This is a genomic window from Kineococcus deserti (assembly GCF_050871945.1).
Lineage (GTDB): Bacteria > Actinomycetota > Actinomycetes > Actinomycetales > Kineococcaceae > Kineococcus.
Map to the genome: position 1 here is coordinate 99,900 of NZ_JBJLSI010000002.1, position 21,231 is coordinate 121,130.

At 73.5% G+C, this 21,231-nt stretch carries 21 protein-coding genes; 7 read left to right on the top strand and 14 right to left on the bottom strand.

What is annotated here, in order from left to right:
* Nucleotides 1–61 precede the first annotated feature (61 nt).
* Nucleotides 62–1,213 carry a phosphoserine transaminase gene (serC, locus tag ACRYR2_RS02425; protein WP_432561225.1) on the bottom strand — a complete coding sequence of 384 codons (1,152 nt, stop codon included), beginning with the start codon at nt 1,211–1,213 and terminating at the stop codon, nt 62–64.
* 84 nt (nt 1,214–1,297) lie between these two features.
* On the opposite strand from serC, the gene ACRYR2_RS02430 reads away from it, so the two are divergent.
* Nucleotides 1,298–1,735, top strand: coding sequence for a DUF1810 domain-containing protein (locus tag ACRYR2_RS02430; RefSeq protein ID WP_432561226.1), 438 nt, complete (start codon nt 1,298–1,300; stop codon nt 1,733–1,735).
* A gap of 166 nt (nt 1,736–1,901) precedes the next feature.
* Here ACRYR2_RS02430 and ACRYR2_RS02435 read toward each other — a convergent pair whose 3' ends face one another.
* Nucleotides 1,902–2,705 carry a sugar phosphate isomerase/epimerase family protein gene (locus ACRYR2_RS02435; protein WP_432561227.1) on the bottom strand — a complete coding sequence of 268 codons (804 nt, stop codon included), beginning with the start codon at nt 2,703–2,705 and terminating at the stop codon, nt 1,902–1,904.
* 145 nt (nt 2,706–2,850) lie between these two features.
* Between ACRYR2_RS02435 and ACRYR2_RS02440 the strand changes: the two genes are divergently transcribed.
* Nucleotides 2,851–3,852 (top strand): YeiH family protein, encoded by a 1,002-nt coding sequence (locus tag ACRYR2_RS02440; protein WP_432561228.1) that lies wholly within the window; start codon nt 2,851–2,853, stop codon nt 3,850–3,852.
* An 18-nt stretch (nt 3,853–3,870) separates the two neighbouring features.
* On the opposite strand, the gene ACRYR2_RS02445 is transcribed toward ACRYR2_RS02440, so the two are convergent.
* The 4 genes from ACRYR2_RS02445 to ACRYR2_RS02460 form a co-directional block, all read right to left on the bottom strand.
* Nucleotides 3,871–6,888 carry an alpha-mannosidase gene (locus ACRYR2_RS02445; protein WP_432561229.1) on the bottom strand — a complete coding sequence of 1,006 codons (3,018 nt, stop codon included), beginning with the start codon at nt 6,886–6,888 and terminating at the stop codon, nt 3,871–3,873.
* 26 nt (nt 6,889–6,914) lie between these two features.
* Nucleotides 6,915–7,892: a LacI family DNA-binding transcriptional regulator gene (locus tag ACRYR2_RS02450; protein WP_432561230.1), complete on the bottom strand. Its 978-nt coding sequence runs from the start codon at nt 7,890–7,892 to the stop codon at nt 6,915–6,917.
* Between the two features lie 95 nt (nt 7,893–7,987).
* Nucleotides 7,988–8,524 carry an AAA family ATPase gene (locus tag ACRYR2_RS02455; RefSeq protein WP_432561231.1) on the bottom strand — a complete coding sequence of 179 codons (537 nt, stop codon included), beginning with the start codon at nt 8,522–8,524 and terminating at the stop codon, nt 7,988–7,990.
* Entirely contained in the window at nt 8,517–9,995 is a 1,479-nt protein-coding gene (locus tag ACRYR2_RS02460; protein WP_432561232.1) for a hypothetical protein, read from the bottom strand. The genes ACRYR2_RS02455 and ACRYR2_RS02460 overlap by 8 nt, the downstream gene beginning before the upstream one ends.
* 71 nt (nt 9,996–10,066) lie before the next feature.
* Between ACRYR2_RS02460 and pdxH the strand changes: the two genes are divergently transcribed.
* From pdxH to ACRYR2_RS02475, 3 genes are read left to right on the top strand one after another with little or no spacing between them, the layout of a single operon-like run.
* Nucleotides 10,067–10,723: a pyridoxamine 5'-phosphate oxidase gene (gene pdxH, locus ACRYR2_RS02465; RefSeq protein ID WP_432561233.1), complete on the top strand. Its 657-nt coding sequence runs from the start codon at nt 10,067–10,069 to the stop codon at nt 10,721–10,723.
* Between the two features lie 32 nt (nt 10,724–10,755).
* A complete protein-coding gene (locus ACRYR2_RS02470) occupies nt 10,756–11,085 on the top strand; it encodes an L-rhamnose mutarotase (protein WP_432561234.1) in 330 nt (109 codons plus the stop codon).
* A gap of 5 nt (nt 11,086–11,090) precedes the next feature.
* On the top strand, nt 11,091–11,804 hold the full coding sequence (locus ACRYR2_RS02475; protein WP_432561235.1) for a FadR/GntR family transcriptional regulator: 714 nt from the start codon (nt 11,091–11,093) through the stop codon (nt 11,802–11,804).
* On the opposite strand, the gene ACRYR2_RS02480 is transcribed toward ACRYR2_RS02475, so the two are convergent.
* The 8 genes from ACRYR2_RS02480 to ACRYR2_RS02515 all read right to left on the bottom strand — a co-directional run bounded on the left by ACRYR2_RS02480 (nt 11,755) and on the right by ACRYR2_RS02515 (nt 19,264).
* Nucleotides 11,755–13,236, bottom strand: a complete 1,482-nt coding sequence (locus tag ACRYR2_RS02480; RefSeq protein WP_432561374.1) for an alpha-L-fucosidase — start codon at nt 13,234–13,236, stop codon at nt 11,755–11,757. The two genes, ACRYR2_RS02475 and ACRYR2_RS02480, sit on opposite strands and share 50 nt — an antisense overlap.
* A 2-nt stretch (nt 13,237–13,238) precedes the next feature.
* Entirely contained in the window at nt 13,239–14,570 is a 1,332-nt protein-coding gene (locus tag ACRYR2_RS02485; protein WP_432561236.1) for an alpha-L-fucosidase, read from the bottom strand.
* Between the two features lie 15 nt (nt 14,571–14,585).
* Nucleotides 14,586–15,383 (bottom strand): amidohydrolase family protein, encoded by a 798-nt coding sequence (locus tag ACRYR2_RS02490; protein WP_432561237.1) that lies wholly within the window; start codon nt 15,381–15,383, stop codon nt 14,586–14,588.
* Nucleotides 15,380–16,351, bottom strand: coding sequence for an aldo/keto reductase (locus tag ACRYR2_RS02495; RefSeq protein WP_432561238.1), 972 nt, complete (start codon nt 16,349–16,351; stop codon nt 15,380–15,382). Before ACRYR2_RS02495 ends, ACRYR2_RS02490 begins: the two co-directional genes overlap by 4 nt.
* Nucleotide 16,352: 1 nt before the next feature.
* Entirely contained in the window at nt 16,353–17,102 is a 750-nt protein-coding gene (locus ACRYR2_RS02500; RefSeq protein ID WP_432561239.1) for an SDR family NAD(P)-dependent oxidoreductase, read from the bottom strand.
* The gene (locus ACRYR2_RS02505; RefSeq protein ID WP_432561240.1) at nt 17,099–17,941 is read right to left on the bottom strand and encodes a fumarylacetoacetate hydrolase family protein; all 843 of its coding nucleotides are present in this window, start codon (nt 17,939–17,941) and stop codon (nt 17,099–17,101) included. Before ACRYR2_RS02505 ends, ACRYR2_RS02500 begins: the two co-directional genes overlap by 4 nt.
* A 190-nt stretch (nt 17,942–18,131) precedes the next feature.
* Entirely contained in the window at nt 18,132–18,653 is a 522-nt protein-coding gene (locus tag ACRYR2_RS02510) for a YdcF family protein (protein ID WP_432561241.1), read from the bottom strand.
* Nucleotides 18,654–18,694: 41 nt separating this feature from the next.
* A complete protein-coding gene (locus tag ACRYR2_RS02515) occupies nt 18,695–19,264 on the bottom strand; it encodes a dihydrofolate reductase family protein (protein ID WP_432561242.1) in 570 nt (189 codons plus the stop codon).
* 77 nt (nt 19,265–19,341) lie between these two features.
* Between ACRYR2_RS02515 and ACRYR2_RS02520 the strand changes: the two genes are divergently transcribed.
* Together ACRYR2_RS02520 and ACRYR2_RS02525 are read left to right on the top strand one after the other, a co-directional pair.
* A complete protein-coding gene (locus ACRYR2_RS02520) occupies nt 19,342–19,881 on the top strand; it encodes a hypothetical protein (RefSeq protein WP_432561243.1) in 540 nt (179 codons plus the stop codon).
* 121 nt (nt 19,882–20,002) lie between these two features.
* Entirely contained in the window at nt 20,003–21,214 is a 1,212-nt protein-coding gene (locus tag ACRYR2_RS02525; RefSeq protein WP_432561244.1) for a pyridoxal phosphate-dependent aminotransferase, read from the top strand.
* Nucleotides 21,215–21,231: the final 17 nt, after the last annotated feature.

Genomic DNA, 21,231 nt, shown 5'->3' on the forward strand with positions numbered 1-21,231 from the left:
CAGGAAAGACATTCCCCGCTAGCCAGGAACGCCTTTCCTGATCTCCTTCCGGCGTATCAGGTCAGCCTTTCCTGAGTTCTTCCACGACGTGGTCGACGCAGGCCGTCAGGGCCCGCACGTCCTGCGGTTCCACCGCCGGGAACACCCCGATCCGCAACTGGTTCCGGCCCAGGCTCCGGTAGGGGAAGACGTCGAGGATCCCGTTGCGCCGCAGGACGTCCTGCACCGCGGCCGCGTCGATCGAGGGGTCGAGGTCGATGGTCGCCACGACGTGGGAGCGGGCGGCGGGTTCGGCGACGAACGGTTGCGCCCACTCCCGCGCGCCGGCCCAGTCGTAGACGATCCCCGCCGAGGTCGCCGTGCGTTCCGTGGCCCAGTCCAGGCCACCGCGGGCCAGCATCCACTCCACCTGTTCGGCGAGCATGACCAGCGTCGCGACGGCGGGGGTGTTGTACGTCTGGTCCTTGCGGGAGTTCTCGACCGCGATCTGCAGGTCCAGCGACGCCGGGGTCCAGCGGCCGGTCGCGCCGATCTCGTGCACGCGCTCCAGCGCGGCCGGCGACAGCAGCGCCAGCCACAGTCCGCCGTCGGAGGCGAACGCCTTCTGGGGGGCGAAGTAGTAGGCGTCGGTCTGCGACACGTCGACGGGCAGGCCGCCGGCGCCCGACGTCGCGTCGACCACCACGAGCGGACCGCCCTGGTCCGGGCCCGGCCCCTCCGGTCGCACCACGGGCGCCATGACGCCGGTGGAGGTCTCGTTGTGCGGCCAGGCGACGACGTCGACGCCGTCGGCGACCTCCCCCAGCCGCGGCAGCGTGCCCGGCTCGCCGCGCACGAGGACGGGTTCGGCGAGGAAGGGCGCCTGCGCGACGGCCGCGGCGAACTTGGCCGAGAACTCCCCCAGGACCAGGTGCTGCGAGCGTTCACGCACCAGGCACAGCGCCGCGACGTCCCAGAAGGCGGTGCTGCCGCCGTTGCCCAGGACGACCTCGTAGCCGGCCGGCAGCGAGAAGAGGTCGGCCAGCCCCGTGCGCACCCGCCGGACCAGCGACTTCACCGGCTCCTGGCGGTGCGAGGTCCCCAGCACCGACGTTCCCGCCGCGGCCAGGGCGGCCACCTGCTCCGGTCGGACCTTGGAGGGGCCGGACCCGAAGCGCCCGTCGACGGGCAGGAGGTCGGCGGGGATGCGCACGGTGCTGACGTCAGGGCTCACACGCCGAATCCTGCCGCACGCCGGGACCGCCCTCGTGTGGCGTCACGCCGGGCACGGGGCGAACGCCCGCGGCACGCTGGAGGTGTGAGCAACGACCCGTTCGACCTCGAACGCTTCCTCGACGCCCAGTCCTCCAGCTACGAGCAGGCCACCGCCGAACTGCGGGCGGGCCGCAAGACGTCGCACTGGATGTGGTGGACCTTCCCGCAGATCGCCGGGCTGGGACGCAGTTCCACCTCCCAGCGGTACGCGATCTCGGGACTGGACGAGGCCCGCGCCTACCTGGCGCACCCGGCGCTGGGCGACCGGTTGCGCGAGTGCGCCCGGATCCTGCTCGACCTGCCGGACAAGGACGCCGTCGCGGTCTTCGGCGACGTCGACGCCACCAAGCTGCGCAGCTCGATGACCCTGTTCGCCGCCACCGATCCCGACGAGCCGACCTTCAGCGCGGTGCTCGAGGAGTACTTCGGCGGCGAGCGGGACGCCGCGACGACCGACCGCCTCGCCGACGTCGCCCCCTGACGAGCCACCCGCCCCGCTCAACCCCCGCGATCAAGGATCCACCCGCGGCGATCCAGGACTCGCCCGGTGCCCCGGGGACCACCGGCTCCTTGATCGCCGAGATCGAATCCTTGATCGCGGAGGGGTGGGGCGCAGCCGGGAGGAACCGGCCCGGCGGGAGGACGCCTCAGACGAACTCCTCGAACCGCTTGCGCAGCGTCCGGACGGTGTCGTCGGGGTCCTCGGCCCACCAGCGGCTGGACAGGATCTCCACCTCCACCGGCCCGCGGTAGCCGGCGTCGGCGACCAGCGCGGACAGCCGGGGCAGGTCGATCAGCCCGTCGCCCATCATCCCGCGGTCCAGCAGCAGGTCCGCCGTCCCGGGCAGCCAGTCGGACACGTGGTAGCCCGCGATGCGCGCTCCCGCGCGGGCCAGCTGCGTCTCCAGGTCCGGGTCCCACCACACGTGGTAGGCGTCGACGATGACGCCGACCTCACCGTCGAGCGCGTCGGACAGGTCCAGCGCCTGGGCGAGGGTGCTGATGACCGAGCGCCGGCTGATCATCATCGGGTGCAGCGGCTCGATCGCGAGCCGGACCCCGTGGTCGCGGGCGTAGGGCAGCAGTTCGGTGATCCCGTCCTGGACCCGGGCGCGGGCGCCGGCCAGGTCGTGGTCCAGCAGCGGACCGCAGACGAGGACGAGGGAGTCGGCCCGCAGCGCGGCGGCCTCGTCGACGGCGCGCCGGTTGTCCTCGCGCACGGCGGCGGGGTCGGCCGCGGGGTCGGTGAACATGCCGCCGCGGCAGACCGAGCTCACGTGCAGTCCGGCGGAGCGGACCAGGTCGACCGCGCGGTCCAGGCCGACGGCGGCGATCTTGTCGCGCCACACCGCGATCGCCCCGACCTCGTGCCGCTCGCAGGCGGCCACGGCCTCGGGCAGGCCCAGGGAGTTCAGGGTGATCTGGTTGAGGCTCAGGCGCCCGAGGTCCATCGTCCACTCCGTCGTCATCGCTGGAATGCGCTTTCCGCACACCCTGGCACACCGTTCGGGCGGGGTCAACGTCACAGGGCGGCCCTGTGACGACACGCGACACACCGGGTTCTGGACGGCTGAGCCGAGCAGGCACCCTGGAACCGTGCTCCACCGGCTTCCCCGCACCACCCCCTTCGCCGCTCTCCTGCCCGGCCTGCTCGTCATCGCTGCGGCGACGGTCGTGGCGTTCGGGCTGGAGGGGGTCGCCCACGTCCTCACGGCGTCGACCGTGGCGGTCGCCCTGGGCGCGCTCGTGCGCAGCACGGGCCTGTTCCGGCCCTCCTGGAGACCCGCCACGGGTTTCGCCTCCCGACGCCTGCTGCGGATCGCCGTGGTGCTGCTGGGACTGCAACTGCCGCTGGCGCAGGTCCGCGAGCTGGGGGTCGGCGGGATCGCCCTCGTCGTCGGCGTCGTCGTGGTGACGTTCACCGGGACGCAGCTGCTCGGCCGGCTGCTCGGCCTGTCCCCGGCCCGGTCCCTGCTCGTCGCGACGGGGTTCTCGATCTGCGGCGCCTCGGCCATCGCGGCCGTGCGGCCGGCCACGGACGCCGACGAGGAGGACACCACGACGGCCATCGCCCTGGTGACCCTGTGCGGGTCGCTGGCGATCCTGCTCCTGCCGCTGCTGCGCACGCCGTTCGGGCTGGACGCCCAGCAGTTCGGCGCCTGGGCCGGGGCGAGCGTGCACGACGTGGGTCAGGTCGTCGCGACGGGCGACCGGGTGCCCGGGGCGCTGGCCACGGCCGTCGTCGTGAAGCTGTCGCGCGTGCTGCTGCTGGCCCCGCTGGTGGCGCTGGTCGTCCTGCGGCGGCGGCGGAACGCACCGGCGGACGGGCCCAGGCCGCCGGTGCTGCCCTTCTTCGTCGCCGCCTTCGTCGCCGCCGTGCTGGTGCGGGCCACCGGGCTCCTGCCGGAGGGCGTGCTGGACGGCGCCGCCCAGGTCCAGTCGGTCCTGCTCGTCGCCGCCCTGTTCGCCCTCGGGACCGGGATCGACGTCCCGCACCTGGTGCGCACCGGGGGGCGGTCGCTCGCCCTCGGCCTGGGCTCCTGGGTGCTGGTGGCCGGGGTCGCCCTGGCCGGCGTGCACCTGCTGCACGTCGGCTGACCGGCCCGCTCGACCCGCTCAGCCCCGGGTCAGGCGCAGGCTGAGGATCTGGAAGGGCCGCAGCCCGATCCGCACCCCGCCGTCCTCGACCGTCGTCGCGCCCTGCTCCAGCGGCCGCTCCAGCAGGTCCACCTCCGTCACCGCGGCCACCGGGAAACCCCAGCGCACGCTCGTGCGGGCCCGGCCGCCGAGGGACTCGTACAACCGCACGACCACGTCACCGGAGCCGTCCTCGGCCAGCTTCACGGCCTCGACGACGACGGCCGGGTCCTCCACCACGACCAGCGGGTCCACCGGTCCCGCACCGCGCACGTCGCGCAGCCCGAGGTTCTGCCGGTACCCCTCGCGCACCGCGTCCCCGATGCCCGCCCCGACGACGAGGGAGAACGACAGCGTGTGCCGCCCCTGGTCGGTCTCGGGGTCCGGCGACAGCGGCGCGCGCAGCAGCGACAACCGCACGGTGGTCCCGGGCCGGCCGCCGTGGGCGACCGAGCGGGTCACGTCGTGCCCGTAGGTGGCCGAGTTCGTCACCGCGACGCCGTAGCCGGGTTCGCCGACGTGCAGCCAGCGGTGGGCGCAGATCTCGAACCGCGACGCGTCCCAGCTGGTGTTCTCGTGCGTCGCGCGGAACACGTGGCCGAACTGGATCTCCGACGCGGACCGGTCGGCGTGCACGTCGAGCCCGAACGCGGCCTTGAGCATGGCCTCCCGGTCGCGCCAGTCGATCTCGACGTCGAAGCCGACGCGGGCCTCACCCCTCGGCAGCCGGATGTGCTGGGTCAGTTCGCTCGCCCCGGTGGTGCGCCGGACGACGACGTCCGCCCCGTCGCCGCTGTCGGTGTCGACGACCACCGACTCCGCCTCGGTCAGGTCGCGCACGACGTGCCGGTAGTGCGCGTCGACGTCCCAGGCGTCCCACTTGTTCGGGGTGTCCCGGTGCAGCTGCAGCAGACCGGCGCTCGTCCCCGGCAGCAGGACCTCCCGGTCGTGCGCCAGGTCCAGGATCGAGACCAGGTTCCCGGCGGCGTCGACGCGCAGCCGCAACAGCCCGTTGTCCAGCACGGTGTCCGTGCCCTCGCGCGTCACGGTGACGGCCTCGTGCGAGAACTCGGGCGCGCCCACCCCCATCGCGGGGATCCCGGCGCGGGCGTGGGGGCTGGAGTTGACCTGCAGGTCGACCGGTCCCGCACCCACGACGGCCGCCAGGGACGTCGCGATGACCTCCTCGAGCTCGTCCCGCACCCGCTCGTAGGTCGCGGCGGCCTCGCGGTGCACCCAGGCGATCGACGACCCGGGCAGGATGTCGTGGAACTGGTGCAGCAGCACGGTGCGCCACAGCTCCTTCAGCTTCGCGGCCGGGTACGGCGTTCCCGTCCGGACGGCCGCCGTGGTCGCCCACAGCTCGGCCTCGCGCAGCAGGTGCTCGCTGCGCCGGTTGCCCTGCTTGGTCTGCGCCTGGGAGGTGTACGTCCCACGGTGCAGTTCGAGGTACAGCTCACCGGACCAGACCGGCCGGTCGGGGTAGTCCTGCTCGGCCGTGGTGAAGAACTGCCGCGGCGAGTGCAGCGACACCCGGGGCGAGCCGTCGAGGTCGCCGAGCCGGTCGGCCCGCGCGAGCATCTCCCGGGTGGGGCCGCCGCCGCCGTCGCCCCACCCGAACGGCACGAGCGACCAGCCGGCCCGGCCCTTCTCGGAGAAGTTGCGGGCGGCGTGCGCGAGCTCCCTGGCCGACAGGTCGGAGTTGTACGTGTCGACGGGCGGGAAGTGCGTGAAGATCCGCGTCCCGTCGATCCCCTCCCAGTCGAACGTGTGGTGCGGGAACCGGTTGTCGGCGTTCCAGGAGATCTTCTGGGTCAGGAACCAGCGGACCCCGGCGAGCTTCATGATCTGCGGCAGGGCGGCCGAGTACCCGAAGGAGTCCGGCAGCCACGCCTCCTGCGTGTCGACGCCGTACTCGCGGGCGAAGAACTGCTTGCCCTCCAGGAACTGCCGGACCATCGCCTCGGACCCGACCATGTTGGTGTCCGATTCGACCCACATGCTGCCGACGGGGACGAAACGGCCCTCGGCGATGCGCTCCTTCACCTTCTCGTGCACCTCGGGCCGGTGCTCGGCGATCCACGCGAACTGCTGCGCCGAGCTCATGGCGTAGACGAAGGAGGGGTGCACGTCCATGAGCTGGGTGACGTTCGCCGTCGTGCGCGCCACCTTGCGGACGGTCTCGCGCAACGGCCACAACCACGCCGAGTCGATGTGCGCGTGACCCACGGCGCTCACCCGGTGGGCCGAGGCCCGCGCCCCGCCCGAGAACAGCGGGGCGAGGACGGCGCGGGTGCGGCCGGCCGACCCGGCCACGTCGTGCGGGTCGAGGGCGTCGAGGGCGGTGTCGATGCCGCGCAGCAGCTCCCAGCGCCGGGCGTCCTCCAGCGGCAGTTCCAGCATCAGCCCGCCGAGGACCTCCAGGTCGCTCAGCAGGCCGGCGACCTCGGTGTCGCGCACGCAGACGTCGGCGCGGGCCAGGACGTACAGCGGATCCCGCGGTGCGGTCAGCACGTCGCCCAGCGGGGTGGGCTCGAAGACCAGTCCGCCCCCACCGAGGACGTCGGGGTTGGAGGCGGCCTCGACGAAGAACTCGAACTCCGTGGTGCCCTCGGGGACGGGGATCCAGGTGGACAGCGGGTTGATCGACTTCACCGGCTCACCGTCCGGGGTGTACACGAGCCCCTCGGCCTGGAACCCGACGCTGCGGGCGTCGGTGCCCAGGTCGAAGACGACCTCGACCTCCTGCCCGGCCCACTGCGCCGGCACCTGCCCGCGCAACCGGAACCAGGTGGTCCCCCACGGCGGCCCCCAGGGGGTTCCGACGGCGAACTCCTCGTACGGGGCGGTCAGGCCGTCGGCGACGGGGACCGGTTCGCCCGGCGCGTGCCAGGCGGCGACCTCCAGCGGCACCGGCGAGGAGTGCACCGCGGGCGCGATGCGCTGGGCCACCACCCGTCCCAGCCTGGCTTCGACGGCCTGGCGCTGATCGTGCACGACGTCCTCCTCGACGCTTGGGGGTCTCAGTTCCCGAACTCGGCCAGTTCCACGGGCACGGTGGTGCGGCGCGGGGCGACGGTGGAGCCGGCGAGCCGCTCGAACAGCAGGGTGGCGGCCTGCCGGCCGACGTCGACGGGGTCGTAGGTGACCAGGGCGACGCGGTCGACGAGGACCTCGGCGAGCTCCACGGTGTCGAACCCGGCGAGGACGACGTCCGCGCGCGCCCGGTGCACCGCGAGCAGCGCACCGACCGTCATGCGGTTGTTGTCGCAGAACAGGGCCGTCGGCGGCTCGTCCAGCGCGAGCAGCTCCTCGGTGGCGGTGCGCGCCTCCTCGCTGGTGTGCTGCCCGAAGCGCAGCAGCTCGCGGTGCTCGGGCACCCCGGCGGCCTTGAGCGCGGCGCGGAACCCGGAGAAGCGCCGGGCGCCGGTCCCCGACCCCCTGTCGCCCCCGACGTAGCCGATGCGCCGGTGCCCGCGGTCGAGCAGCCACCGGGTGAGCCGGCGGCTGCCGCCGGCGTTGTCCAGCAGCACCACGTCACCGCGGACCCCGCGCGGCAGGCGGTCGACGAAGACGATCGGCGTGCGCTCGGCCAGCGCGGCGTAGCGTCCGTCGGCGTCGTCGACGCCGGGGACCATGAGGACCCCGTCGACGCGGCGGCTGAGCAGCTCGGAGACGATCTCCTTCTCGCGGGTCTGGTCGCGGTCCCCCTGCTCGTCCCGGCCGGTGCTCAGCAGCAGCACGACGTATCCCGCGGCCGCGGCGACGAGCTCGACGCCGTGCGCGAGCTCGGCCGAGAACGGGTTGGTCAGGTCCTCCACCACCAGCGCGATCGTCGCGGTCCGCTGACCGGGTCGCAGGGTCCGCGCGCTCTCGTTGCGCAGGAACCCCAGGGCGGCGACCGACGCCTCGACCTTCTCGCGCGTCGCGGGGTCGACGTACTTCTCGGCGTTGACGACGCGCGAGACGGTGGAGATGCTGACTCCTGCGTGTTCGGCCACGTCACGCATCGTGGGCGGTCGACCCGTCGCCACTGCGACCTCCCTCTCAGCCTGTGAACGTTCCCAGGGCAGGGTAGACGACGGCGGAGTCCGCGTCACGGCTTCCGGCTCCCCCAGCCGGGCACCTCCTCGATCCTGCGGAGCAGCTCACCGACGTCCACCGGTCCCGAGGTGTCGACCCGCACGACCCCACCCAGGGCCAGGGGCTCCGCCTGGACCGCCCACGTGGGCCAGTCCGTCACCAGGCGCCGGTCGTCCTGGTGGACGGCTGCCCGGGTGCGGTGCGCGTACCGGCGTCGCGCCTCCTCCACCGGCACCTCGCACCACAGTTCCACCGACCGCTGGGCACCACTGGTGGTCAGCCCCGCCCGGGCGAACTCCAGGTCCCGCGGCCGGAACCACCAGGAGTCCACGACGACGACACCGTCGCACTCGCGCGCCAGAGCCCAGACGGTGTCCATCGCCAGGGCTCCCGACCGGGCGGAACCCACCGCGGGGGCCAGCGCCGCCAGCAGCTCCTTGACGTCGTCCTTGGACAGGCACGGCCACGACGTCCTGCCCGCCAGTTCCCGGGCGAGCGTCGTCTTCCCCGCGCCGGGCACCCCGTTGACCAGGACGACCGCCTCAGCCACGTCGCCACCGCACCGCACGGCCGATCCGGTCGGCCCGGTCGATCAGCCGCAGCGCGCGGTCGATTCCGGGAGGTGGGTCGGCGACGAACGTGTCCCGCCGGCGCAGGGCGGCGAAGTCGATCTGCGGGCCGTTGCCGAACTCCACCCCGGCCGCGGCCATGACCGAGGCGAACTCCTGCGCGACCAGGCCGTACCCGCAGCTCGTCGGGTGGATCCCGTCCAGGCCGATGAGGCCGCCGGACAGCAACCGGCCCTCGTCGTCGGTGCGGGGGAACCGCGTGTCCAGACCCTGCAGCGCCGGCGGCAGCGGGTACGGCGGGAACTCCGGCGGCCGGGCACCGAGCTCGTCGTTGCGTCGCACCGCTATCCGGTCCAGCAGCGCCGCGCAGTCGACGACCCGCCAGTCCCGGCCGTCCCGGCGGGCCTGCTCCACGGCGTCCAGGACCGCCCGGTTGTAGCCGTCGATCGCGAGGTCGACCGCCCACACGTCGTGTCCCGTGAGGTGCTCGTCACGGGTGGGGTCGAACGTCGCCTCGGTGCGCCACGGACGGGCGTACCAGCGGAAGTAGCGCGGGCACTCCGCCAGCGGGCCGCCGAGCCCGTTGACGACGGGCGGGATGGTGACGTGCGGGACCGTGGCCCACAGCACCCGGTCGGCCTCGACCGCGCGCACCGCCTGCACGACCTCGGCCAGCTCGGCGCGGAAGTGCGGCACCGTCCAGACCGTGTACTCGTCCTTGGCGCCGACCTCGCGGAACCGCTCGCCGCTGGGGAGGACCTCCAGCGTCACGACGCTGCGCAGGGCGTTGTTCGAGCCGATCCACACGCACAACGTCCCGACGCCGTCGCGGCCGAGTTCCCGTGCGGCCCGCAGCGTCGTGACGGCCGACCCGTCGCGGGCCCGCCACCCGTCGAGGACGTCCACGGCCGACCGCGCGTTCGCGGCGTCGACCAGCAGCCGGTCCCGCAGCCGGCGCGGCTGCGGCCGGGAGATCCTCGCGCGTTCGGTGTCGGCCGTCCGGGCGAGGTGGTCGCGCAGGTCCCAGCCCCAGACGGCGAGGTCCTCCATCCGCGGGCCGCCCGGCGGTCCGGGATCGACCTCGTAGGCGCGCTGCACCTGCAGCAGGTAGCGCAGCCCGGCGACCAGACCCGGCAGGAGCGGACGCTCCAGCACCCGGCGCGCCAGGAACTCCAGGTTCAGCGGGTACCCGCCGGGCCCGCGGTCGACCGGGCGCGCGAAGGGGGTGCCGAGCAGGTCGGCCAGCAGTGCCGGCCAGCTCAGCGACGTGTCGTGCACGGCGTAGTGCTGGAAACCCTGGGTCAGCGAGTCCCCCACCGCGACCAGGGGGTGCGCCCGGTCACCACCGCCGGGCGCCGGAACGTCGATGCCGAGCGTCGGGTCGACGACGGGCGCCCGCACCGCCGTGGTCCACGCCACCCCCAGGGCAGGCGCTGTCGACTCGGGCGGCACGGGGCGCAGTCTGCCACCCGCCGGGATCCACGCCCACGCCCACGTCCACGCCCAGGTCCTAGAGTGCTGCTGTGGAGGATCCGGCGGGCCGTCGCGTCGACTACGGCGACAGGCACTTCGACGAACAGGACCTGGCGTCCACCCCCCTGGCCCAGTTCCAGGCCTGGTACTCCGACGCCGTGGCCGCGGGCGTGCCGGAACCGAACGCCATGACCGTGGCCACCGTCGACGAGGACGGGGTGTCGGCGCGCACCGTGCTGCTCAAGGCCGTCGATCCCCGCGGTTTCGTCTTCTACACCAACCTGCGCTCGCGCAAGGCCCGCGGGATCGCGCACGACCCCCGGGTGTCGCTGCTGTTCACCTGGCACGGCACCCACCGGCAGGTCGCCGTCCGCGGGCGCGCCGAGGAGGTTCCGCGGGCCGAGACCGAGGCCTACTTCGCGTCGCGGCCGTACGGTTCGCGCATCGGCGCCTGGGTCAGCGAGCAGTCGCGCCCGGTCGACTCGGCGGCCACCCTGGCCCGGCGCGAGGCCGAACTGCGCGAACGCTGGCCCGAGGAGGTTCCCACCCCCGACCACTGGGGCGGTCTCCTCGTCCGCGCCACCGAGGTCGAGTTCTGGCAGGGCCGCACCTCGCGGTTGCACGACCGCCTCGTCTTCGTGGGCACCGGCCGCGGGACCGACCTCGACGACCCCGGCGACTGGCGGGTCGAACGCCGGCAACCCTGAGACGTCGGAGGTCTCCGGAGTACCGTCGGGACATGGAGAGGACGTTGCACACCCGACTGCACGCCGACGCCGTCGAGGCCTACGACCGTTTGCACGCCGAGGTTCCCGCCGACCTGCTGCAGGCCCTCGCGGACGCCGGCGTCCGCGACTGGCGCATCTGGCGCGACGGTCGTGACGTGTTCCACTGGCTCGACGTCCAGGACTACCGGGCCATGCGCGAGCACCTGCACGACCACCCGGCGAACATCGCCTGGCAGGCGCGGGTGACGCCGTTGCAGTCCACCCCCGACGACTACTCCGGCGACGACGACGGGTTGCCGTTCGTCTGGAGCTTCGCCGAGCAACTGCGCACGGAGGGCTGAGGACGGTGGCCGTCACCGACGAGGCCATCGAGCGGATCAAGCAGATGATCCTCGGCGGTGAACTGCGCCCCGGCGACCGGCTCCCCCGCGAGGCCGAGTTGTCGGCGACCCTCGGCCTGTCCCGCAACTCCCTGCGGGAAGCCGTCCGCGCCCTGTCGCTCATCAACGTCCTCGACGTCCGGCAGGGCGACGGCACGTACGTGTCGAGCCTGGAACCCGGCCTCATGCTCGACGCCATGACGTTCGTGGTCGACGTCCAGCGCGACGACTCGTTGCTGGAGTTCCTCGAGGTGCGCCGCCTGCTGGAACCCTCGGCGACGTCGATGGCCACGACACGCATGAGCGATGCGGACATCGCGGGGCTGGCCGCCCTCCTCGACGACCTGGGCCCGGACCCCAGCGTGGAGGACATGGTCGCCAACGACCAGGAGTTCCACCGCCGCATCGCGATCGGGTCGGGGAACTCGGTGCTGGCCTCGCTCATCGAGAGCTTCTCCGGTCCGCTGCACCGCGCGCGGGTGTGGCGGGGGCTGACCCAGGAGTTCGCGACGACGCGGACGCTGGACGAGCACCGCGCCATCCAGCAGGCCATGGCCGCCCGCCAGCACGACGTGGCCCGCGCCTGGGCGCAGGTCCACGTCGCGGGCGTGGAGCAGTGGCTGCGGTCGGTCAGTGCAGCCCGTCGGGCCGACGGGGAACCTCCCGCTCCCGCAGGGTGACCCGGACGACGACACCCGGGACACCACGCAGCCCGGACGGCAGGTCGACCTCCACCGCCTCCACCGTCCGGCGGGACACCACCTGCTCGGGGGACGCCGGCAGCTGCAGGTTCTCGAACTCCCCGAGCAGCCCCGACGCCGCACCCCAGGACCGGATCCGCAGGACGTCGGGTGCCGGGCCGAGGACCGTGGCGTACAGGTGGGTGCCGCCCGGGTCGTCCCGGACGGTGAACCGCACGTCGGCGCCGGTGTACTCGCGCGCGTCGGCGTCGACGAAGGACCCCGCCGCCAGTTGCGTCGGGCCCTCACCCGGGATCGTCCAGGGCCGGGTGCCGTAGACCGCCTCGCCGTGGCGGGCGAGCCAGTCCCCCAGGCCCTCCAGCAGCGCCACCTCCTCGGCGGCGAGGGTGCCGTCGGCCTTCGGCCCGACGTTCAGCAGGAGCACGCCGTTCTTCGCGACGACGTCGAGCAGCTCGCCGACGAGTTCGGGCACGCTCTTGTACCGCTGGTCCGGCACCCAGCTCCACGACGTGCGGCCCACCGAGGTGTCGTTCTGCCAGACCCGCGGGTGGATCCCGTGCAGCGCACCGCGCTCGACGTCGTAGACGGCGCTGCCCTCGGCGAACGCCTGCCACTTGTAGTTGATGACCACCTCCCGGCCCCACCGGGCCGCGGAGTTGTAGTAGTACGCGGCGAACAGCTTCAGGTACGGCTCGAAGGCGGGGCGCTCGATCCACCAGTCGAACCAGACGACCTGCGGGCGGTACCGGTCCACCAGCTCGACCGTCCGCAGCAGCCAGTCCTCGAGGAACTGCTCGTTCGGGGCGGTCTCCTCCCGCATCGCCGGGCCGTAGAAGTCGGCGTACGCCGGGTCGCGCACGTCGGAGTCGAACTCCGTCCCGCCGTTCATGAACCACCAGTGCTCGGCCCGGTGCGAGGACACCCCGAGCACCATCCCGGACGAGCGGACGGCCGCGCCGAGGTCGCCGACGACGTCCCGCTCCGGCCCGCGGGCCAGCGCGTTCCACGACGAGCGGGCGGTGTCGTACATCGCGAACCCGTCGTGGTGCTCGGCGACCGGGACGACGAACTGCGCCCCGGCCCGCCGGAACGTCGCGGCCCACGCGGTCGGGTCGAACTGCGGCGCCTCGAACCGGTCGACGAAGTCCTTGTAGCCGAACTCCGTGTGCGGCCCGTACGTCGACCGGTGGTGCTCGAACTCCGGTGTCCCTTGCAGGTACATGTTCCGCGCGTACCACTCGTTGCCGAACGCCGGCACCGAGTAGACGCCCCAGTGCACGAAGATCCCGAACTTGGCGTCGGCGTACCAGCGGGGCGCGGTGTAGCGCTGCAGCGACTCCCACGTGGGCTGGTACGGCCCCGCCGTCGCGACCTCCCGGACGCGGGCCAGCTCCGCGTCGTCCGCACCCACGCTCACGCGCGCAGGTCCAGGTCGACGACGACCGGGCCGGGCACCTTGGGGGCGGGGACGTCGACGACGACGCGACCGCCCTCCTCGCGCGCCTCGACGGGGGTTCCGTCGGGCAGCCGCGCCGACGAGGTGTCGACGGCCGGCAGGTCGAGGGTGACCGGACCACTGGCCTCGACCGCGACGTGGGCGATGGAGCCGGTGCGGGTGGAGCGGACCCACGGGTCGTCCGAGGCAGTCGCCCCCTCCAGCGGGGTCGTACCGTGCACGGCCGAGGAGTTCAGCTCCATCCAGTCCCCGATCCCCTCCAGGCAGCGGCGCTGCAGGTCCGGGATGCGGCCGGCCTCGTCGGGGCCGACGTTGAGCAGGAGGTTGCCGCCGCGCGAGACGACGTCCAGCAGGTGCCGCACGGCACCGGGACCGTCGAGGTGGTGGGAGGCGTCCTCGACCTGGTTGTAGCCGAACGAGAACCCGATGCCGCGGCAGTTCTCCCACGCACCTCCGGTCTCGTGCTCCCTGCCCGCCTGGTACTCGCTGGTGCGGAAGTCCCAGTGCGTCGCCCCGAACCGGTCGTTGACGACCCCGTCGGGGACAGCGGCGTAGTACTGCTCGAGCAACCGCGCGAAGCTCCTCGGCCCGTCGGGCTTGCCGGCGTCCGGCCACTCGATGTCGCCCCACAGCACGTCGGGCCGGTACCGCTCGATGAGGTCGGCGACGTGGGCGGAGGCGTACTCGTTGTACGCCGCGTCGACGGGGCGTTCCTCGCCGAGCTCGTCGCCGAGGTGGGGCGGCAGCTCGCTGAAGTTCCAGTCCAGCCCGCCGGAGTAGTACGTGCCGAACTTCATGCCGGCCGCGCGGGCGGCCTCGGCGAAGGCCGCGACGAGGTCGCGCTTCGGGCCGCGGTGCACGGTGTTGCGGGTCCCGGTTCCCGGCGCGTCCCAGAGGGCGATGCCGTCGTGGTGCTTGGTGGTCGGCACGAGGTAACCCGCGCCGGCGCGCCGGAACAGCGCGACGAGGGCCGCCGGGTCGAACGCCGAGGCGGTCCACCGGTCGAGGAAGTCGTCGTACGGCGCACCGCCGTGCACCTCCCGGTGGTGCTCCTGGGCCGGGCTGCCGTCGATGCGGATGGTGTTGGCGTACCACTCGGCGTACGGGTTGTGCTTCATCCACTCGTGCCGCTCGATGGTGCCGAGCTCGCCGACGGGTTCGGCCCAGGCGGGGACGGAGTAGGCACCCCAGTGCACGAAGATGCCGAACTTGACGTCGCGGTACCACTGCGGAACCTCACGCTCGAACCTGCGGTACAGCTCCGGTCGCTGCCGGGCGTCGGTGGTCACGGGTGTGTCCTCTCGTCAGAGCCGGTAGGTGCGCACGGCGTTCCCGGACAGGACGGCGGTGCGTTCGTCGTCGGTCAGGTCGTCGAGGAACGCCCGGGTGCGCTCCACGACGGTCGGGTGGTCCAGGGCCAGGGTGCTGACGGGCCAGTCGGTCCCGAAGAGCAACCGGCCGGGCCCGAACACCGCGAGGAGGTGCTCGACGGCGGTGGGCAGCAGTTCACCGTGCCCCAGGGTGAACAGTCCGGAGAGCTTGCAGACGACGTTCGGCCGGGCGGCCAGTTCCGCGACACCCTCCCGCCACCACCCGAAGTCGTCCCTGCCGAGCGGGGGCTTGGCACCGTGGTCGAGGACGAAGGACCTCTCCGGCACCGCGTCGACGAGGGCCACCGCCGCCGGCAGCTGATCGGTGCGGACGAGCAGGTCGACGACCAGCCCGCCCGCCGACCTGACCCCGGCGACGACCTCGGCGCGTGTGAGCCAGTCCGGGTCCGGCTCGTCCTCGACCTGGTGCCGGATCCCGCGCAGCAGCTCGGCGTGACGCAGACCCGCCACCTGCCCGGGAACGTCGCGGGTGTGGTCGACCCAGCCCACGACGCCCGCGATCAGCCCCGCCGACGCGGCCGCGGTGTCCAGGAACTCCTGGGTCTCGCCGAGGTCGGAGACGGTCTGGACGAGCACCGTCCGGTCGATGCCGGCCGGTGAGGTGACGGTGCGCAGGTCCTCCAGACCGAACGGCCTGCGCAGCGCGTCCCCCATCCACGGGTACTCCCGCCGCGCGGGGTCCCACAGGTGGTGGTGGGCGTCGACGATCACGCGGGGACCTCCGGCGGGAGCACCATCCCGCGCGGCAGCAACCCCTGTCGCCGCAACGCCTCCCACGCCTCGTCCGGCACCGGCGTCGCGAACAGTTCCGCGTTGCGCCGGACCTCGGCCGGGGAGCGCATGCCCAGGACGAGCGAGGCGACGGCGGGGTGCGCGGCGGCGGCCCGGACGGCCAGCACCGGCAGGGTCGTGCCGTGCTCGCGGGCCACGACGGCGATCCGCCGGGCCCGGTCCAGCAGTTCCGCCGGCGCCGGGGCGTAGGCGTAGGTGGCGTCCGCGGGTGGTTCCTCGTGGGCCAGCATCCCGGAGGCGAACACCCCGCCGAGCACGACGGCGGTTCCCGTCCGCCGTGCCGCGGGGAGGAGGTCGTCGGCGGCGCAGGCGTCGAGCAGGTGGTACCGGCCGGCGATCAGCACGACGTCGAGGTCGAACTCCTCGACGAACCGGGTCGGCAGCGCGGTCTGGTTCATCCCGACGCCGACGGCACGCACCACGCCCTCCTCGCGCAACCGCAGGAGTTCCGGCAGGGCACCTGCCCGCGCCTGGTCGGCGTGGTCGTCGGGGTCGTGGACGAGGGCGACGTCGACGCGGTCCAGACCCAGCCGCTCCAGGCTGTCCTCGAGGGATCGCCGCACCCCGGCGGCGGAGAAGTCCCAGACGCGTTCGCGGGTCGCGGGGACGTCGAAACCCCCGGTGTCGTCGCGCCCGGCCCCGGAGACGGGTCGCAGCAACCGCCCCACCTTGGTCTGCAGCACGAACTGGTCCCGCGGCCGGTCGCGCAGCGCGGCCCCGACCCGTTCCTCGCTCAAGCCCAGGCCGTAGTGCGGGGCCGTGTCGACGTAGCGGATCCCGGCGTCCCAGCAGGCGTCGACCGTCGCGCGGGCGGTGGCGTCGTCGACGGCCGTGTAGAGGTTCCCCAGGGCGGCCGCGCCCAGGCCCCACGGTGGCAGTTCGAGCATCTCAGTCCTTCCGAGCCGGGACGCGCAGCGAGTGCATGCCCCCGTCGACGGCGAGGGCGACCCCGGTCGTCCCCGAGGAGCGCGGATCGGCCAGGTGCACGATCGCGTGGGCGACCTCCTCGGCCGTGACCAGCCGGCCGGAGGGTTGACGCGCCTGCAGCGCAGCCCGTTCGGCCGCGGGGTCAGCGCTGGCGTCGAGCAGCCGCTGGACCCAGGGGGTGTCCGCGGTGCCGGGGTTCATGCAGTTCACCCGGATCCCGTCGGCGAGGTGGTCGGCGGCCATCGCCAGGGTCAGGGCCTGCACGGCCCCCTTCGTCGCCGAGTACAGCGCCCGCTGCGGGATCCCGGTCCAGCCGGCGATGGAGCACGTGTTGACGATCGCCGCCTGGTCGGACTCCCGCAGGTGCGGCAGCGCGGCCCGCGTCGTGCGGACGATGCCGAGCACGTTGACGTCGAACACGCGGTGCCACTCGTCGTCGTCGTTGTCCGCCACGGTCCCCGTCGCGCCGATGCCCGCGTTGTTCACCAGGACGTCGAGCCCGCCGAGGTGGTCGACGGCCCCGGCGACGGCGCCGCGCACGGAGGCGTCGTCGGACAGGTCCGCCTCCACGCGGTGCACCTCGTCGGCCGCCCCGTCGAGGCTGTCGCGGTCCAGGACCACCACCGCCGCACCCTCCTGCGCGAACCGCGCGGCGGTGGCGGCCCCGATGCCCGAGGCGCCACCGGTCACCAGGACCCGCAACCCCTTCACGCGGCTCCCATCCGCTGCCGCATCCGGCCCAGCCCGTCGATCTCGCACTCCACGACCTGCCCGGCACGCAGGTACGGCTTGGGGTCGGGCTGCCCCAGCGCCACCCCGGCGGGCGTTCCGGTGTTGATGACGTCGCCGGCCTCGAGAACCATGAACCGGCTGAGGTAGTGCACGAGCTCACCGACGCCGAAGACCATGTCCTCGGTGGTGCCGTCCTGCCGCAGCTCCCCGTCCACCCAGCAGCGCAACCCCAGCGCGCTCGGGTCACCGACCTCGTCGGCCGTGACGAACCACGGGCCGAGCGGGTTGAACGTCTCGCAGTTCTTGCCCTTGTCCCACGTCCCACCGCGCTCGAGCTGGAACTCGCGTTCGGACACGTCGTGCGAGACGACGTACCCGGCGACGGCGGCCAGGCCCTCCTGCGCCGACCCCAGGTACCGGGCCCGCCGGCCCAGGACGACGCCGAGCTCGACCTCGTAGTCGGTCCTGGTGCTGCCGCGCGGGACGAGGACGTCGTCGTAGGGGCCCACGACGGTCGAGGGCATCTTGAGGAAGAGGACCGGCTCGGTGGGCACGGCGGCGCCGGTCTCGGCGGCGTGGTCGCGGTAGTTCAGCCCGATGCACACGACGGCCCCGGGGCGGGGGACCGGGCTGCCCACCCGCTCCTCCCCCACCTCCACGACGGGCGCCCCCTCGAGCGCGGCCCGGGCCCGGTCCAGGTCCTCGAAGGTCCACGCGGTCGTGGGGTCGAGCACGCCGGACAGGTCGACGTGACGGTTCCCGTCCACGAGGGCGACGACCCGCTCGGACCCGGCCGGTCCGATGCGCATGAGCTTCACTGCTCCTCCTCACGTGTGGTGACGTCCGTGCCACCGCGGCTGCGCCTGGGACGGCACGAAGCACCGCGCAGACCTCGGACGTCTCGACCCTGACTGTGGTCGGACGTCCGGGTCAAGTCCCCGCAGGCGCCGGGACATCCGATGTCTGCGTCGAGCCGGCCCGGCAGGGAGGACGGGAGGCGCGAAGACCTCACACGCGCAGCCGCAGCGACCGCGCCACGTCGTACAGCAGCGACGCGGCCTTCCACCCCCACCGCTCCCCCGCGCGGTAGTCGGCGGCCGGCACCAGCCGCGCGGCCAGGTCCGGACGCTGCCGCGCCAGGTACCGCCGGGCCCGCAGCGCGTGCAGCGGGCTGGAGGCGATGGCGATGCGCTGCGCGCCGTCGAGGTCGGCGAGGCTGAGGGCGACGTTCTCCCACGTCGAGCGGGCCGACTCCTCGCGGCGGATGCGCTGCGCTGCCACGCCGAGGGCGTCGTGCGCGTACGCCGCCATCACGGCCGCCTCGCTCGGCCCGCGCCCCCGGGCGTACCCGGAGAAGACCAGGACCGCGGTCGACGACGTGCGGGCGGCGATCTCCGTGCGCCAGCGTTGCACCGGGTGCAGCGACCCGTTGCGCCGCGAGGGGTTCCCCAGGACGAGGACCACGTCCGGCTCCCCGCGCCGGGAGCCGGGGAACCCTGCGGAGGCGGCCACGCGGTGGACGAGCTCCACGCCCACGACCACGACGACGCCCAGCGCCCCGGCCGCCGGGATCAGCGTTCGCGCGCGTAGGACAGGACCACCGCCCCGCTGTCGAAGGTGCGCGAGTCGGTCAGCCGGAACGCCCGCGGCGAGAACTCCCCGCCGAGGACGCCGATCCCCGCGCCGGCCAGGACGGGGTAGACCTTGACGACGAGTTCGTCGATCTCGTCGACCAGCGAGCGCGCGAGCCCGCCGCCACCGGCCAGCCAGACGTCCGCCCCCTGCTCACCCTTGAGGTCGCGGACCGTGGCCAGCGCGTCCGTCGTGTGCTCCACGGCCGGGTCGTCGGGGCTCCTCGTGCGGGAGGCCACGACCTGGCGCAGGTGGGCGTACGGGCTGCCGATGCCCAGCTCCAGCGCGGGTCGGTAGGTGTCCCACCCCATCACGACCGTGTCGAACCGCCGGTTGGGCCGGTCGTCGACCCCCAGGGCCCGGCGGAGGTGGGTGGGCAGCACCTCGGGGTACTGCTCGACCATGGAGGCGACGTGGTCGTCGCTGACCGGGTAGAAGTCGATCTCCCCGCCGGGGCCGGCGATGAAGCCGTCGAGGCTGACGCCGACGTAGTAGGTGAGCTTGCGCACGTGATCACCCTGTCCCGCGCGGCGGGGCGGGGCAAGCACGTTGCGGCCGGAGGCCCACCGCTGCGAGGGTCGAGGCCGTGGCCCGTCCCCCGCTGCGCGCCCTGCTCGTGGGCCCGGGCGCCTCGCGCGCGGAGGAGCTGCTGACGGCCGGTGCGGCGGCCGCCGGCGCGGTCGTCGCGGTCGTCCTGTCCCGCGGGCAGCACGGGTGGACGTGGTGGCTGGTGGCGCTGACGGCCCTGCTCGGCCTGGACCTGTTCGGTGGTGTGGTGGCCAACGCCACCGGGGCCGCCCGGCGCTGGTGGCACCGGCCGGGCACCCGGGACCGCGACCGCGTGCTGTTCGCGCTGGGACACGTGCACCCCTACGTGCTGGCGGCCGTGACCGACCTGCCGTGGGTGACCGCGGCCGCGCTGCACGCCTGCGCGGTCGGGGGTGCGCTGCTCGTCGCCGCGTGCGGCGCCGACCTGCGACGGCCCCTGGCGTACGGTTGCACCGCGCTCGCCCTGGCGGTGCTGCTCGGGGCCGGCGGCGTGCCGGCCGGTCTGGCGTGGTTCGCCGTCGCCTACCTGGTGAAGCTGCTCATGGCGCACCTGCTGCCCGACGGGCGGGAGCGGTAGCGCTACCGCCCGACACGACGAGCCGCCACCGAGCCGCCCCCTTCCCTCGTTCCGCCGCGCACGCGTGCCAAGCTGAGGAGGCCAGCTGAGCAGCGACGACACCACCAGGACAGGCCGGACGATGAACCTCGAGCAGTCGGACAAACTCGCCAACGTCCTCTACGACGTGCGAGGACCCGCGTTGCGGCGGGCCCAGCAGCTCGAGGACGCCGGCCACCGCATCCTCAAGCTCAACATCGGCAACCCCGCCCCGTTCGGCTTCGAGGCCCCCGACGAGCTCCTGCAGGACATGATCGCCAACCTGCCGGTGGCGCAGGGCTACAGCGACAGCAAGGGCATCCCCTCGGCCCGGCGGGCCGTCGTGCAGTCCAGCCAGCTCAAGGGGGTTCCCGACGTCGACGTCGCGGACGTCTACATGGGCAACGGCGTCAGCGAACTCATCGTCATGGCCATGCAGGCCCTGCTGAACGACGGCGACGAGGTGCTCGTCCCGGCGCCGGACTACCCGTTGTGGACCGCGGCCGTGAGCCTGGCCGGTGGCCGCGCCGTGCACTACCTGTGCGAGGAGTCGGCCGGCTGGGAACCGGACCTGGAGCACCTGCGCGCGCAGGTCTCGCCGCGCACCAAGGCGATGGTCGTCATCAACCCGAACAACCCCACCGGCGCGGTGTACGGCCGTGAGGTCCTCGAGGGGATGCTCGAGATCGCCCGCGAGCACGGCCTGCTCGTCCTGTCCGACGAGATCTACGACAAGATCCTGTACGACGACGCCGTCCACGTCTCGACGGCGTCGCTGGCCCCGGACCTGCTGTGCATCACCTTCAACGGGTTGTCCAAGGCCTACCGCGTGGCGGGTTTCCGGTCGGGGTGGATGTACCTGTCGGGCCCCAAGGCGCACGCGACGGGTTTCGTCGAGGGTCTGGACCTGCTGGCCAACATGCGGTTGTGCGCCAACGTCCCGGCTCAGCACGTCGTCCAGGCCGCGCTGTCCGGTCACCAGTCGATCAACGACCTGGTGCTGCCCGGCGGCCGGCTGGCCGAGCAGTCGCACCGGACGTGGGAACTGCTCAACGCGATCCCCGGGGTCAGCTGCGTCAAGCCCCGCGGCGCGCTGTACTGCTTCCCCCGGCTGGACCCCGAGGTGCACCGCGTCAGCGACGACTACCAGCTCATCGTCGACCTGCTGGAGGACCAGCACGTCCTGGTGGTGCAGGGGACGGGCTTCAACTGGCCCCGGCCCGACCACTTCCGGATCGTGACGCTGCCCCGGGTGGAGGACCTCGAGAACGCCGTGGGCCGGATCGGCACGTTCCTGACCGCCCGCGCCGGCTGAGCCGCGGCGGCGCGCCG